This window comes from Bacillus sp. SRB3LM (genome assembly GCF_015712745.1).
GTDB classification, from domain to species: domain Bacteria; phylum Bacillota; class Bacilli; order Bacillales; family Bacillaceae_G; genus Bacillus_A; species Bacillus_A thuringiensis_K.
Genome location: NZ_VWVQ01000045.1, coordinates 250138 through 265029 on the forward strand (window position 1 = coordinate 250138; position 14892 = coordinate 265029).

A 14892-nucleotide genomic window follows, 5' to 3' on the forward strand; every position below is an offset into this window, starting at 1 on the left:
ATTATCTTAATTTTTCAACTTTTTTTCATAAACGAACAATACAAAATAAAAAACGTTTTAAATTCGTTTTTAACGTTGTTTTCCAGATATAAAATCTACTTTTTCAAAAAATGTTAAGAAATCCTTTGACTTCTTAATAAAAATAATGTAAATTATCCTATGGACGAACATTTTTAATTAATAAAAATAAAATATTCGTATTTTAGGGGTGTAAATGATGGAAAACGTATTCGACTATGAAGATATTCAATTAATTCCTGCAAAATGTATTGTAAATAGCCGCTCTGAATGTGATACAACTGTCACTTTAGGAAAACATAAATTTAAATTACCTGTCGTGCCTGCAAATATGCAAACGATTATTGATGAAAGAATTGCAACTTATTTAGCTGAGAACAACTACTTTTATATCATGCATCGTTTCCAACCAGAGAAACGAATCTCATTCATTAGAGATATGCAATCACGTGGGTTAATCGCTTCTATCAGCGTTGGTGTAAAAGAGGACGAATATGAATTCGTACAACAATTAGCTGCTGAGCAACTTACACCTGAATATATCACGATTGATATCGCACACGGTCATTCTAATGCTGTGATCAACATGATTCAACATATTAAAAAACATTTACCAGAGAGCTTCGTTATCGCTGGAAACGTTGGAACTCCAGAAGCGGTAAGAGAATTAGAAAATGCTGGTGCCGATGCAACAAAAGTTGGTATTGGACCTGGTAAAGTTTGTATTACTAAAATTAAAACAGGCTTCGGAACTGGTGGTTGGCAGCTAGCTGCACTTCGCTGGTGTGCAAAAGCTGCAAGTAAGCCAATTATTGCTGATGGTGGTATTCGTACACACGGCGACGTAGCTAAATCTATTCGCTTTGGGGCAACTATGGTCATGATCGGTTCTCTATTCGCTGGTCACGAAGAGTCTCCGGGAGAAACAATTGAAAGAGATGGAAAACTTTATAAAGAATACTTCGGTTCTGCTTCTGAATTCCAAAAGGGTGAGAAGAAAAACGTTGAAGGTAAGAAAATGTTCGTTGAGCATAAAGGTTCTTTAGAAGATACGTTAATCGAAATGGAACAAGATCTTCAATCTTCTATCTCTTACGCTGGTGGAACAAAATTAGATGCTATTCGTACTGTAGATTATGTTGTCGTGAAAAACTCGATTTTCAATGGTGACAAAGTATATTAATTCTTAAATTAACTCGAAGGACAAGCATTTTCATGCTTGTCCTTCTTTTTTGTATATAAAAATGAAAAATATTTTAATTTAACCGAATTTTCTATCATTATATTTTTAGATAGTCTTAATAAGGAGGATATACGACTTGAAAAATGTAATAGAAAATCGTCTTAATCGCGCAGAGGTACCTGCTGAACTAACATGGAATTTATCCGATTTGTATAATTCTGATGCCGAATGGCATACTACATTAAACGCATTGGAAAATGATATACAGAAACTTGATTCATTTAAAGGGCATTTACATACTAGCTCCCACACTTTATTAAATTGCCTACTTTTAGAAGAAGAGCTTTTAATGACGTTAACAAAACTGTACTCATATGCAAATTTAAAAGAATCTACTGATCGTACAAATCCAAGTATTCAAGCGAACTCTTCCAAAATTTCTGCTTTATGGACGAAAGTACATACTGCACTATCCTTTATTCATAATGAAATCCTCATATTCGGCGAAGGAACAATTGAAAAATATTTAACTGAAGAAACAAAACTTGAACCTTTCCGTAAGTCGTTACTAGAAATACTCAAAAAAAGACAGCACACACTGCATCTACTGCAGTAGCTCAAATGATTAAAGAGGAAGGACAACCTGCTATTGATCGCTGGTGGTACAATGAAACATGCCGGAGTAGATATGTCAAAACCAGATGCAATCCGTAAAGCTGTTTCTTACGTTGGTTCATTACTTGATAAATTAGAGCATTCTTATCAAGTATAAAAAATAAGCCCTCGCTTTATGAGGGCTTATTTCATATTTACTTCCCAAACCGTTTGCGATATCCACATTTCCTGCAAAGTTCTTCAACCGCAACTCTTTTCGAAAATCCATCGACAATGTTTGTTGCTCTTTCACCTTCGATAATGTTAGAAAATGAATCATTATTAATATTCCCAAGGTTAATAATCCCTTCACCATCTAAACAACAAGGAATAACTGTTCCATTCGCTAAAATACCCGCTTGATTACGAAGTCCATGACAGAATCCTTTCCCATCATCCTCTTCTTCATGTAATGCTGGCCACTGGAATTCATAGTCTTGATTAATAAAGACACGTTCTGCAATTTTTATACCTTTTCCTGGTGTAAGCTTCTCTTCAATTTGATAAGATAGATCAAATTCATTTTCAATTATAGATAATAACTCTCTATTTTTCTGGATTTCAGCATTTGTTTTATTATCCTGAGTTAAATTCCATAACCTTAACGATACAATTAAATCTGATTGACTTGTCGCTTCCCTAATGAAGGAAAGTATACTCCTTACATAGCCCTCTTTATCTTGCGAACCTGGATGTCCATCAAAACTATGCAGTGAAAAATTCATTTGTCTTAACGCAGGTTTATTTAACAGCCTATGTCTTCTCTTATTAATTAACGTTCCGTTCGTTGTAATATTAACTTTAAACCCTTTTTCATGACTTAAGTCTAATAGTTGATCTATTTTCGGGTGGAGCAACGGCTCACCCTTCACGTGCAAATAAATGTAGTCTGTGTGAGGTTTAATTTGGTCTAATCTTTTAGCAAAATCCTCCACAGAAATGAATTGCTTCTGCCTTTCCGTCGGCGGACAAAAGCTACACGCAAGATTACATACACTCGTAATCTCCAAGTAAAACTTCTTAAACTTCTTCACCTTTAATTCCTCACTTCTCTAACTACTTATACTTTTTCCTCTTCATATTACAGCATATTTTTATGGAAATAGAAACATACTTATTTTAGGAAATCTACATACCATCTAATAATATTTAAAAGACCATCGGTAATTTTTGTCCAATGGTCTTTTTATCCTTTTATATGCAAAGAATAAATTTATTTATGATACGGTTCATCATAACTATTCTAAATAAGCTTATTTTTTATTATTTTTATAATCAAATTTAACAAAAAAAGTAGTGCCTTCCGATCCTGTTTGAATTTCTACTTTTGCATTATGGCGAGCAGCAATGGCATAACATATACCTAACCCCAATCCAGTTCCATTCTCTTTGGTCGTGTAAAATGGCGTACCCAATTTCTCTAATACTTCAGGCCTGATACCTTTTCCTTGATCCCGCACTGCAAGCACCACACAATTTTGACCTTCTTTGTAAGTGCTAATGGTTAGAACTTTCCCTGTACTCATCGCTTCTAAACCATTACGATATAGATTCATTAATAATTGCCTTATCTCATTACGATTTAAAAGTAATTCCGGAATGTCATTTGTATCGACTTGAATATATTTATTTTGATTATGCGTATCAACCTTTATTAAAGGAATAATATCGCGGATAATTGAATTTAAATCTAACATCTGCAAATCTAATTTCCTTGTATTACCCATTGAGAGAAATTCAGTAATAATAGAATTGGCACGGTTAAGTTCTTCAATCATTAAATGAAAGTACTTATTATGTTTCTCATAGATATTCTCTTCTTTTAATAACTGTAAAAATCCTAGTACTGTTGTCATTGGATTTCTAATTTCATGGCTGATACCTGCTGCCATTTGCCCTATTAAATCTATGTTGGATAATCTTTTCAATTCCTGTTCATATTTCTTTTTTTCCGTTATGTTTTTAAAAATACAACAAATACCATCATCATATGGGTATGCAATAACTTCGTGCCAATATTCATCTGCAGTAGAAAGAAATTCGAAATGAACTGTAGTTCGCTCTGACATCGCACGATGAAATTCCTCATACATAATTGTGTCGATTTCACTCGGGAAAACATCCCATATATTCTTTCCTAATACATCTTTTGCTGTTTTTCTTTGCGGAAAATATTGGTGCTTATTTACGTACGTAAATTCCCATTTATTATTTAAAATAAAAAATCCATCCGTAATGCATTCAATCACACTTGTAACTTTTTCATTAGCAGCAGCTAACTCTCTCGTTCGCTCTTCCACTATGCTTTCTAGTTGATCCATATATAACAAATTCGAAAACGTAGGGGCTGTGGCATCAACGATAGATTTTGCTAGTTGAAGTTGAGAATGATCATAATTGTGAACTTTTCCTTCTTTGCCAACGACGATTACCCCTAATACTTCTCCCATTGAAACCAATGGAATCATCAATAGACCCTTACTATCTATATTTTTTGTTTGAATAACCTCTTGGATCTTGGCTTCATAGCTTTTCTCTGTCCAATCCGCTTCTGTCCAATCACAGCCCTTACTTAATTTCGTTGTTTTGATTGTTGTTTTGTCTAGCGGATCTAGAAGATGGGCAGTCATATTTTTACTTTCTAAAATCTGTTCTAAGTAAAAAAAGCATTTATCAAAACTCTCCTGTATCGAGGAACACATTGATAAATCACGTGTAACATTTAATAATAGCTGCTTCTCAGCAATAAGGCTTTCCTTTTGTTTTAAATTATTTGCGTTTTGAATTGCAACCGCAGCCATATTTACATAAGCTTCAACACTTTGAATTTCTGAATCTGTTAAGTTCATCGGAATTCCATAATCAAATAAAAAAACCAGACCAAATAACTCTTGCCCAAATGAGATAGGCAGAGCTAATAAGGACTTAATTTTGAATGCATCAACCGGTCTCGGATCCGGTCGATGATCCTTTGAGGTATCAGGAATATAGATGGTTTTTTTCGTTTTAATAACTTCTTTTGCCAGTAAGTCTATTTCAGGATCAATTACTTGAGTATCAAGCGTTACGCCGTTTATAGTCTCTGGTTTTCCTGCAAACCCTCTAAATGTTCCATCTTCCTGGGGTAAATAAATTCCAACAGCATCGCACCTAACAATTTCCTCTGATATTGCCATTGTCACACGCTGCAATACTTCACGTAGTTCTAATTTTGTATTTATTATTTTTGTTATATTTGCGAGCCTAGAATATCTCGTCTGATCACTTACCATTCACATAGCCTCCAGTTATAGGCATAATAAAATAAATATGATAATATCAGTGTTTTACATAAATACATTACTTATGATACGGTTCCCCACGATTAATCCGAAACGCTCTATACACTTGCTCAAGCAACACTAATCGCATTAATTGGTGTGGTAATGTCATCTTTGAAAAAGAAAGTGATTCATTTGAACGCTTCATCACTTCTGAGCTTAGTCCAAGTGAGCCACCAATTACAAATGCGACTTTACTCTTTCCGTATGTAGCAAGGCGATCTAGACTTACCGCAAATTCTTCTGATGACTTTTGCTTTCCTTCTATAGCTAATGCAATCACATGCGTGTCATCAGAAATTTTATCCAGTATACGTATACCTTCTTTTTCTTTTACAATTAACATTTCTGCTTCACTTAAATTTTCTGGCGCCTTTTCATCAGGCAATTCAATTACTTCTACTTTTGCGTATGCAGATAATCGTTTTAAGTATTCTGCTATACCTTGTTTTAAATATTTTTCTTTTAATTTCCCAATTGAAATAATCGAGATATTCACACGCATCCTCCACCTTACAAACATGTTATCCACAAAACTTATCCACATATCCACAAATACTACCCACATATTGTGTGAGAATCTGTGTTCGATACAACATATGTCGCCTCATTTTGACAAAATTCACATGTTTTTTTCTCTTTTTCCGAGTTATCCACATTGTTGATAACTGGCGCAACTTCACACTCATCCACAATAATATCTAACGCTAATTCAACATGTTCTAAACAACAAGGTAAATTCATTTTCTTCGCCTCACTTTTCTACAATAGAAAACAGGAGGTAGGCCCTCCTGTTTTTAATACTTTTGAATGCCTAATTTTACTGTTGTTGTTACTCTTTTTGTACCACGATAAAACGTAAGAGTCATTTTATCATTAATTTCCTTATCATATAAGGCCGTACGGAATCCAATAATATCGCGAATCGGTTTTCCATCTACCGCCACAATAACATCATGTTCTCTTAAACCAGCATCCGCACCTGGCGAAGGACTTTTCACATCCAAAATACAAACTCCCTCTGTTACAGTACCTGGTAAATGTAATGTTTTTGACCAATAATAGTTTGGAATTTCATTTAATGACCTAAGTTCAATCCCAACATACGGTCTTCTTACTTTTCCATACTTCTCAAGTTCATTCATAATCGGAACAGCTCTATTCACCGGAATAGCAAGGCCAATTCCTTCTACTTCTTTTGCAGCAATTTTCATTGAATTAATACCAATTAATTGTCCTGCTGCATTTACAAGTGCACCGCCACTATTACCCGGATTAATCGCTGCGTCTGTTTGTAACACTTCTACTTGCCAATCATAATGTCCATCTTGATCTAAATCTACAGGGACAATACGTTCATTAGCTGAAATAATACCTTGTGTAACTGTTCCAGAAAATTGCAGCCCAAGTGGGTTTCCAATCGCAATGACTGGCTCTCCTCTACGAACAGTATTAGAATCGCCAATTTCAATTATTTTTTTCACATGCTTTGCATCTATTTCTAATACTGCTAAGTCTGTGACTACATCGGTTCCTAATACTTTTCCAGGAACCTTCTTACCGTCACTTAGACTTACTTCAATACGATTCGCTCCAGCTACAACATGATTATTCGTTACAATATAAGCTTGACCATCTGTCTTTTTATAAATTACTCCTGATCCTGTACCGGCCTCTGAATCTGCCTCTGAAAAGTTATCTCGTTGAATGTTAATAACACCCACAACAGCTTCAGATGCACGATCAACAGCATCTACAAAGCTAATCTGTTTAATCCCTTGAGCTTCCGCCATATTACTTCCGCTTGCTTCAGCTTGCGGAAGCGTATCAGCAGAATTTGAAAATAAAGGCGCTCCAAACGCAAATAAAGAAGCTCCTACAATTGTTCCCGCTATACTAGAAAGAACTATACCTTTGTGCTTCTTTTTTCCTGCACGTTTCATACGATAATTTTCTTCATCAATAAAGGACATATTTGTTCACCTATCTTCCTGAAAACAACTATATTCACCTTTATTGTTTACTAAAATGAAGAATTATACGTATTGAATTTTTGTAGGCATTTTTGGATCTGTATCGTGAATTTCAAAGGATTCACCCACTCCAAATCCTTTTTCCTCTAATACTTGTGATACTGACATACGCGCTAGTTCTTTCATGTTATTATCTAAGCTTAAATGGGCTAAATAAATATGCTTTGTCTCATCTGTAATTACATCTGCCATCGCTAATGCAGCATCCTCATTACAAACATGCCCAACGTCACTTAAAATACGTCGTTTAATGCTCCATGGATAACGTCCCATACGAAGCATTTCTACGTCATGATTACTTTCAAATACGAAAGCATTAGCTCCCTTAATAACGCCCTTCATACGGTCGCTTACGTATCCCGTATCTGTAATAAGTGCTAATTTTCTATTATTGTTATGGAAAGCATAAAACATCGGTTCTGCTGCATCATGAGAAACTCCAAATGACTCGACTTCAATATCACCAAATGTTTTCACATCCCCAACTGAGAAAATGAACTTTTGCTCAGTTGGGATATTTCCTATTAAATGTTCCATTGCATTCCATGTTTTCTCATTCGCATAAACAGGTAGATCATATTTACGTGCCAATACACCTAATCCTTTAATATGATCACTATGCTCATGCGTTACAAGAATACCTGATACATCATTTATATTCAGTTCTGCCTGTTTAAATAAAGCCTCTGTTGCCTTACCACTTAAACCTGCGTCGACTAGTAATTTTTTTTCATCGGTTCCTACGTATAGCATATTTCCTGTACTTCCACTTGCAAGTACGCTAAAATGCAACCCCATTCTTTCTCACTCCAGTATGTTCATCCACCACTTGATTTTCCTTTTCCCCTAATTCCATAACTTGTCCTTCAATTGCATTCACAAAGAAGTCCTGCTTCTGCTCCGTTTTTAAATTCCACGTTGGAGCAAGTACTTGGTTATTAGAAGTAGATGCGGTAAGAGTGGCATAACCAATTTGTGCTTCTTTAACATGCGTATTTCCATGAATTTTATTTTTTAAATACAAATTTTCTAAAGCTGTTTGAGCCGTAATAATTTCTTGGTCTTTCGTTTTTTCACCTTCGCCCATTTCTTTTAAATCAGTTAGCATTGTCTGCGTATATGAAACAAGTTCATTTTTTTCATTTAATTCCACAACAATCATCGCCTGATTATTATAGAAAATAGGCTTATCTTTATATTTTTGAAAGAAATAAATTTTAGAGTCTTTCACCGCTCCAAATTCATACTTTTGTCCATCTAATACATAGTTCTTCAAAAATTCATTATACTTATCTTTTGATAATGATTTCGTATTTAAAAAAGGCTCTTTTAGCTTACTTTCTATCTTATACATATTTTGTATATGCACCGTTTGATTTTTCAAAGACTGTATATCTTCTTCTTTAAAGGCTTTATTTTCCGCTCTAATAAACGACTCTTTTTTCGGTTCTTTAGGGATATTCCCCATAGTAATTTTGTTTGCTTTTAATTCTTGATCTATCTTTGTTTCTGCAATAAGCTCCAATTGATTACTATCTTGCTTTTGAATGAATTGAAAAATGAGAAAGAGGTCCAAAACAAAAAAGGTCACAATAAATATGGTTTTAATCCGATCCCAATCCATTTAGTCCTCCCTCACTCCACTCATAGATTTTCTGTTTACCTGTTTCACCTTCAACAAGTTTTACATACCAAATTGGTTGTAGTCGAACTACTTGCCCATCTAGTGATAACTTGTATCCAATGCCAATATCCTTAATTACTTGTTTCTTTATCTCTGGATTATTTTCTAGGGATGCTATTACAACATGCCCTGACGGAAGAGTAACCTTCTGTTCTATACCTTTAGTATTTAAAGACAGCAGCGGTCTTTCATATTCCATTACTTCTTCTGATCCCCATATTTGTCTCAATTCAGCTAATCCATCTTCATTGAATACTGAATATCCATCTTCATTTAAACGAAATACTGTCTCTCCTTTATTCATATAGTCCAAACGATATGAATCCAAACTCCCACTGTGACCACTTACGAATTCAAAGCTTTTTTGTAAAAGCATTAAATTATCTATCGTTTTCTCAGTTAAGACAGAAGAGTTTTTATACTTTAGCATGTGACGATCGTTTTCAATTTCCATGGATCTAATACCATCTGTAAATGTTTCTTTCGACATCTCGGTAATCGGACTTAAATAACGAGGATCACTAAACAGAGCATTCTTAAACGTATCAACTGCTAAATTAGATGAAATATATGTTATATTGTTTAACTCTGTCGTTCCATCTGGTAAAAATAACTTTTTCATATCATTGAGTTGATAATCAAAATAAGGCTTTGCTGATACTATAAATTGATTTTGGGCATTTACAATATCTTTTAAATACACACCACTTAGTTTTGCCTCATATATTTTAAAGTTATCACCATCAGAAACAAAGTTAATTTTAATTTCTTGATCCTTACTTCGAGAAGGATCGAGGAGAATACGATTAAAGTGTTTAGGCTTATCTGTACTCTTCTCTTTCATGTTAAACATGGATTTAACTGCATCAAATGGGATGTCGGTAGGGAAAACCAGTTCAACTTTCCCTTCACCATGCACATATGAAAGGAAATCACCCTTAGTGATTGATATCTCTCTAAAACCATGTAGTTCCCCTACTTCCAGAGGCTTATAGATTGATTCTATATCTGCCTCTCTTCTGCTCCCATAATGATTTTTATCTTTATGCACGATGATAGAAGTAGGACGGACAACATCGGAAATTTTAGTTTGGTTCATTCCTTCATTCCCCTGTACAAATTTCGCGTTTTGCATGGATGTAGAATCTGGCACATACGTCCATAGGTTAAAAGTAAGAAATAGGCTAATTACAACTAGGTTAATTAAAACTATTGTTTTAAAGTTTTCCATACTCATTCCCAATCGTCCTCTTCATCTGCTGCCATTGGTAACGTGAAATAAATAGTTGTCCCTTTTCCTTCTTCACTCTTCGCCCAAATAGAGCCACCATGTGCCTCAATCATTTCTTTTGCAATTGCTAATCCAAGTCCCGTACCACCCATTTGTCTTGAACGAGCTTTATCTACGCGATAAAAACGTTCAAAGATTTTATCAACGTTTTCTTTTGGAATACCCATTCCTTGGTCACTTACGCTAATTTCTAATAAATCACCGCGATCACGTAAACGATATGTTACTGTTCCACCTTCTGGTGAATACTTTAATGCGTTAGAAATAATGTTATACAGCACTTGAGTAATTTTGTCAGTATCCATATCAATAAACCTAGATTTTTTAGAGAAAGATCGTTTGAAACTTACATTTTGCTCTTTAGACATTTCAAAGCGATCAATAACATTATTAAAGAAATCAGTAAAGTCGACCCATTCTTTCATTAAACGGTGCTCTGTACTATCAAGTTTAGATAGCTGTAACAACGCATTTACAAGTCTAATCATTCTTTCTGTTTCTTCTTGTGTAACCGTTAAAAATTGTGGTGCAATATTCGGATCCTGCCACGCTCCATCTGTAAGTGCCTCTAAATAACTGCGCATCGTCGTTAATGGCGTCCTTAATTCATGAGAGACATTCGCCACAAACTCACGGCGTTCCCGTTCTATACGCTCCTGCTCTGTTACATCATATAGTACAGCAATTAAGCCATTTGCCTTCCCTGTTTCTTTTTGAATAACAGAGAAGCTAGCACGTAAAATATATGGTTCGTTTCTCGTACTAAAATCTAATAAAACAGAATCTGGCTCTTCATATAAATGATCGAGCGTAAATTCTTCCTGTATCCCTAATACCTCTAAAACAGATTGATCGAGCGCTGTTTCACGAGAAACATTTAACATCTTTTCCGCAGGGTCATTTAGTAAAATAATATCCCCTTTTCGGTCAGTAGCAATTACTCCATCTGTCATATGTGATAAAACAGATGATAATTTACGCCTTTCACTTTCCGTAGAAGAACGAGCTTGTTGTAATTTTTTTGATAAATTATTGAAGGATAATGCCAGTTGTCCAATTTCATCATGGCTATGCACTTTTACTTTTCTCGAATAATTTCCTTTTGCCATTTCGATTGCTTGTCTCCGCATATCTGAAATTGGTCTTGTAATTGTTTGAGCCAATAAAATTCCAAGTACGGCCGTTACTAATAAAGCAATTACTGTTCCAGTAGCAAAAATTTGGTTTATATCCTTCATTTGTTTATATACATCTTCCATAGATGCCACAATGTAAATAACACCAAGCGCATCCTTACCGTTATCATCTAGAATCGGAGTAAGCATAACTTGAACACGATGACCTGTACTACCATCCTTCTCAATTTTCACTTCCGGCTTTTTTTGTACTAACACTCGCTGAACAGCTATATCAGTTGATGTTCGATTCACCTTATTCTGCTTTGATTCATCTGAAATAGCCAGTAACTTTCTATGCGAATCAAATACGCTTACCTCTTGTATAACTTTCTTCTGATCAGAGGCAAATTTTCGAATTGAAGTTTTAATCGTTTCATCTGTTGACTCTGTTTCTGCTTTTGTATAACTTTTTTTAAACTCTTGCTTCAAATTATATGATAATAAGTTTGTTTGCTGCGTTAAAGAATCCCTAAAACCTTGTACTAGGCTCTTCTCTAATTCCCTTACGAAATACACTCCAATAACTTGCATCGCTATTAATATTAATAGCATATATATAAGCACAAATTTTAAATGAATAGATTGAAAAAAACCAACTTTCTTCATATACTATTCCTGCTCTGGGTCACGCAAGTAATACCCTACTCCACGTCTAGTTACAATTAAAGTAGGATGGCTTGGATTATCTTCAATTTTTTCACGCAAACGACGTACTGTTACGTCTACTGTGCGCACATCTCCAAAATAGTCATAACCCCAAACTGTTTGTAATAAATGTTCGCGTGTCATAACTTGTCCCAAATGTTTCGCTAAATAATGTAGCAACTCAAATTCACGGTGCGTAAGCTCGATGTTTTCCTCTCGCTTCGTTACACTATATGCATTTGGATTAATTACAATTGGTCCAATAACCATTTCTGTATTTTCCTCTTTTTCTGCAGCACCACCTTGTTGATGACGGCGTAAATTCGCCTTCACACGAGCAAGTAATTCCCTCGTACTAAATGGCTTCGTTACATAATCATCTGCCCCAAGCTCAAGCCCTAATACTTTATCAATCTCAGAGTCCTTTGCTGTAAGCATAATAATCGGCATTTCTGAACTTTTACGTATTTCACGGCAAACCTCTAAGCCATCTTTACCTGGTAGCATAATATCTAATAAAACCATATCTGGTTGTTCTTCATTAGCCTTTTCAATTGCTTCATCACCATCATGCGCCATTACTATTTCAAAACCTTCTTTTTCTAGGTTAAACTTCAAAATATCTGCAATCGGCTTTTCATCATCAACTACTAAAATTTTCTTTCCCATCATCGTCTATTTCCTCCTTATAAAAATATGGTCAATAATCCCTAAACATATTGATGTTTACATAGTATGTCCTATATGACCGCATCCTTTGTTTAAGTATTTTCTCCTCTATTCTCATAGACTCATGTATGATCCACTTTTACACGGCATCCTATACGATCTATAGAAAAACCTCTAGCTTCAACTGCTAGAGGCTCCTCGTTCTATTTTAAAATAACTACTCAGTTTTGTAAAATTACATAAATAAAAAGGATATTAAGTGGGCCCACTTAATATCCTGAGAGTGGCTCGGGACGGAATCGAACCGCCGACACGAGGATTTTCAGTCCTCTGCTCTACCGACTGAGCTACCGAGCCAAAACTATATATAAAACCACTAATGGTGGTATAAACAAAAGTGGCGGTCCCGACCGGGGTCGAACCGGCGATCTCCTGCGTGACAGGCAGGCATGTTAACCACTACACCACGGGACCAAAAATAAGCAAAAAAAAACATGACCCGTACGGGATTCGAACCCGTGTTACCGCCGTGAAAGGGCGGTGTCTTAACCACTTGACCAACGGGCCACGAAAAATAAAATGGTGAGCCATGAAGGACTCGAACCTTCGACCCTCTGATTAAAAGTCAGATGCTCTACCAACTGAGCTAATGGCTCATACTCACCAACGTCATATTTTCGTGACGACAAGATGTATCATAACATGTATTCTGTATTTATTGCAATACTTTTTTTCGTTTTTTATAAAATAATAAGAAAAAACTCATGCGGACATGAGTTTTTTCTAAAAAATATTAATTAAGCTTCGTATACGTTACGAACAATATTTGTTTGGTTACGATCTGGTCCAACTGAGAACATAGATATTTGAATTCCTGTTAACTCAGAAACACGTTCTACGTATTTTCGTGCATTTTCAGGAAGTTCATCTAATGATTTTACACCAGTAATATCTTCTTCCCAACCTGGAAGCTCTTCATATACAGGCTCACATTTTGCTAAAATGTTTAAGTTAGCTGGAACTTCATCAATAACTTCGCCATTGTATTTGTAAGCAACACAAATTTTAAGAGTTGGAATACCTGTTAAAACGTCGATAGAATTTAATGATAGATCCGTTAAACCACTAACACGACGTGCATGTCTTACAACAACGCTATCGAACCAACCTACGCGGCGTGGACGACCAGTTGTCGTTCCATACTCGCGACCAACTTCACGAATTTGATGACCAATTTCATCATGAAGCTCAGTAGGGAATGGACCATCACCAACGCGGCTTGTATATGCTTTACATACACCTACAACGCGAGTAACTTTCGCAGGACCAACTCCAGTTCCAACTGTTACACCACCAGCAATTGGGTTAGAAGATGTAACGAATGGGTACGTACCATGGTCAATATCAAGCATAACACCTTGTGCACCTTCAAATAATACACGGTGATTATTATCTAATGCATCATTTAATACAACAGACGTATCACATACATATTGCGCGATTTGTTGCCCGTACTCGAAGTACTCTTCGAAAATTTCTTCTACAGTGAAACCTTCTGTATCATACATTTTTTCAAATAAACGATTTTTTTCTACTAAATTGCGCTCAAGCTTCTCTTTAAATGCTTCACGGTCTAAAAGATCAGCCATACGAATACCAATGCGAGCAGCTTTATCCATATATGCAGGACCGATACCTTTTTTCGTTGTACCGATTTTGTTATCACCTTTACTTGCTTCTTCTAACTCATCTTGTTTTAAGTGGTAAGGTAAAATAACGTGTGCACGGTTACTTACACGTAAATTATCAGTACTTACACCACGATCGTGTAAGTATTTTAACTCTTCAAGTAATGCTTTTGGATCTACTACTAATCCGTTTCCGATTACACAAATTTTCTCTTTATAGAAAATACCAGATGGAATTAAGTGTAATTTATATTTAACTCCGCCGAAAACAATTGTATGTCCCGCGTTATTTCCACCTTGATATCTTGCAACTACTTCCGCATGCTCAGAAAGAAAATCAGTGATTTTACCTTTTCCTTCGTCGCCCCATTGTGTTCCTACAACTACTACTGAAGACATTATTAAAGCACCTCCGCAATTTTCAAACGATCTATTCAAACAATATAATTGTACCAAAACCGAAAAAGAAGTCAACCGAAAAGCGAACATTTTTTCACAAAAAAACTTTTTCGTTCGTAAGAATTATATA

Annotated in this window: 13 protein-coding genes, 4 tRNA genes and 1 pseudogene; 3 read left to right on the top strand and 15 right to left on the bottom strand. The window is 35.3% G+C overall.

Features of this window, described 5'->3' with window-relative positions; genetic code table 11:
- The first annotated feature begins 217 nt into the window (after window positions 1-217).
- The 3 genes and pseudogenes from guaC (at window position 218) to F3I02_RS18910 (ending at window position 1973) form a co-directional block, all read left to right on the top strand.
- Window positions 218-1201, top strand: coding sequence for a GMP reductase (gene guaC, locus F3I02_RS18900; RefSeq protein WP_000432447.1), 984 nt, complete (start codon window positions 218-220; stop codon window positions 1199-1201).
- Between the two features lie 136 nt (window positions 1202-1337).
- Window positions 1338-1802: pseudogene (locus F3I02_RS18905) on the top strand (oligoendopeptidase F); the annotation flags it as partial.
- Between the two features lie 66 nt (window positions 1803-1868).
- On the top strand, window positions 1869-1973 hold the full coding sequence (locus F3I02_RS18910) for an oligoendopeptidase F (RefSeq protein ID WP_230876865.1): 105 nt from the start codon (window positions 1869-1871) through the stop codon (window positions 1971-1973).
- A gap of 37 nt (window positions 1974-2010) precedes the next feature.
- On the opposite strand, the gene F3I02_RS18915 is transcribed toward F3I02_RS18910, so the two are convergent.
- The 15 genes from F3I02_RS18915 to F3I02_RS18985 form a co-directional block, all read right to left on the bottom strand.
- Entirely contained in the window at window positions 2011-2889 is an 879-nt protein-coding gene (locus F3I02_RS18915; protein ID WP_000713633.1) for a radical SAM/SPASM domain-containing protein, read from the bottom strand.
- 219 nt (window positions 2890-3108) lie between these two features.
- Entirely contained in the window at window positions 3109-5127 is a 2019-nt protein-coding gene (locus tag F3I02_RS18920; RefSeq protein ID WP_000253123.1) for a GAF domain-containing sensor histidine kinase, read from the bottom strand.
- A 67-nt stretch (window positions 5128-5194) separates the two neighbouring features.
- Window positions 5195-5674: a 23S rRNA (pseudouridine(1915)-N(3))-methyltransferase RlmH gene (rlmH, locus tag F3I02_RS18925; protein ID WP_001027003.1), complete on the bottom strand. Its 480-nt coding sequence runs from the start codon at window positions 5672-5674 to the stop codon at window positions 5195-5197.
- A 59-nt stretch (window positions 5675-5733) separates the two neighbouring features.
- Window positions 5734-5919, bottom strand: a complete 186-nt coding sequence (locus F3I02_RS18930) for a CxxH/CxxC protein (protein WP_001052827.1) — start codon at window positions 5917-5919, stop codon at window positions 5734-5736.
- A 53-nt stretch (window positions 5920-5972) separates the two neighbouring features.
- Window positions 5973-7148: a S1C family serine protease gene (locus F3I02_RS18935; protein WP_000008030.1), complete on the bottom strand. Its 1176-nt coding sequence runs from the start codon at window positions 7146-7148 to the stop codon at window positions 5973-5975.
- Window positions 7149-7211: 63 nt separating this feature from the next.
- Window positions 7212-8006: an MBL fold metallo-hydrolase gene (locus tag F3I02_RS18940; RefSeq protein WP_000522837.1), complete on the bottom strand. Its 795-nt coding sequence runs from the start codon at window positions 8004-8006 to the stop codon at window positions 7212-7214.
- Window positions 7990-8832 (bottom strand): two-component system regulatory protein YycI, encoded by an 843-nt coding sequence (locus F3I02_RS18945; protein ID WP_000383738.1) that lies wholly within the window; start codon window positions 8830-8832, stop codon window positions 7990-7992. The genes F3I02_RS18940 and F3I02_RS18945 overlap by 17 nt, the downstream gene beginning before the upstream one ends.
- A complete protein-coding gene (locus F3I02_RS18950; protein ID WP_000061565.1) occupies window positions 8813-10129 on the bottom strand; it encodes a YycH family regulatory protein in 1317 nt (438 codons plus the stop codon). The genes F3I02_RS18945 and F3I02_RS18950 overlap by 20 nt, the downstream gene beginning before the upstream one ends.
- Complete coding sequence (gene walK / locus F3I02_RS18955; protein ID WP_000755369.1) at window positions 10126-11967, bottom strand: cell wall metabolism sensor histidine kinase WalK; 1842 nt, start codon at window positions 11965-11967, stop codon at window positions 10126-10128. The genes F3I02_RS18950 and walK overlap by 4 nt, the downstream gene beginning before the upstream one ends.
- 3 nt (window positions 11968-11970) lie before the next feature.
- On the bottom strand, window positions 11971-12678 hold the full coding sequence (gene walR, locus F3I02_RS18960; protein ID WP_000971865.1) for a cell wall metabolism DNA-binding response regulator WalR: 708 nt from the start codon (window positions 12676-12678) through the stop codon (window positions 11971-11973).
- Window positions 12679-12959: 281 nt separating this feature from the next.
- A tRNA-Phe gene (locus tag F3I02_RS18965) sits at window positions 12960-13032 on the bottom strand.
- Window positions 13033-13073: 41 nt separating this feature from the next.
- Window positions 13074-13149, bottom strand: a tRNA-Asp gene (locus F3I02_RS18970).
- Window positions 13150-13170: 21 nt separating this feature from the next.
- Window positions 13171-13242: transfer RNA gene (locus F3I02_RS18975), tRNA-Glu, on the bottom strand.
- A 13-nt stretch (window positions 13243-13255) separates the two neighbouring features.
- Window positions 13256-13331: transfer RNA gene (locus tag F3I02_RS18980), tRNA-Lys, on the bottom strand.
- Between the two features lie 141 nt (window positions 13332-13472).
- Window positions 13473-14762: an adenylosuccinate synthase gene (locus F3I02_RS18985; protein WP_000100238.1), complete on the bottom strand. Its 1290-nt coding sequence runs from the start codon at window positions 14760-14762 to the stop codon at window positions 13473-13475.
- Window positions 14763-14892: the final 130 nt, after the last annotated feature.

Coding starts and splice junctions, on each gene's coding strand:
- guaC (WP_000432447.1), top strand. CDS start 218: ATGGAAAACGTATTCGACTATGAAGATATTCAATTAATTCCTGCAAAA.
- F3I02_RS18910 (WP_230876865.1), top strand. CDS start 1,869: ATGAAACATGCCGGAGTAGATATGTCAAAACCAGATGCAATCCGTAAA.
- F3I02_RS18920 (WP_000253123.1), bottom strand. CDS start 5,127: ATGGTAAGTGATCAGACGAGATATTCTAGGCTCGCAAATATAACAAAA.
- F3I02_RS18930 (WP_001052827.1), bottom strand. CDS start 5,919: ATGAATTTACCTTGTTGTTTAGAACATGTTGAATTAGCGTTAGATATT.
- F3I02_RS18935 (WP_000008030.1), bottom strand. CDS start 7,148: ATGTCCTTTATTGATGAAGAAAATTATCGTATGAAACGTGCAGGAAAA.
- F3I02_RS18940 (WP_000522837.1), bottom strand. CDS start 8,006: ATGGGGTTGCATTTTAGCGTACTTGCAAGTGGAAGTACAGGAAATATG.
- F3I02_RS18945 (WP_000383738.1), bottom strand. CDS start 8,832: ATGGATTGGGATCGGATTAAAACCATATTTATTGTGACCTTTTTTGTT.
- F3I02_RS18950 (WP_000061565.1), bottom strand. CDS start 10,129: ATGAGTATGGAAAACTTTAAAACAATAGTTTTAATTAACCTAGTTGTA.
- walK (WP_000755369.1), bottom strand. CDS start 11,967: ATGAAGAAAGTTGGTTTTTTTCAATCTATTCATTTAAAATTTGTGCTT.
- walR (WP_000971865.1), bottom strand. CDS start 12,678: ATGATGGGAAAGAAAATTTTAGTAGTTGATGATGAAAAGCCGATTGCA.
- F3I02_RS18985 (WP_000100238.1), bottom strand. CDS start 14,762: ATGTCTTCAGTAGTAGTTGTAGGAACACAATGGGGCGACGAAGGAAAA.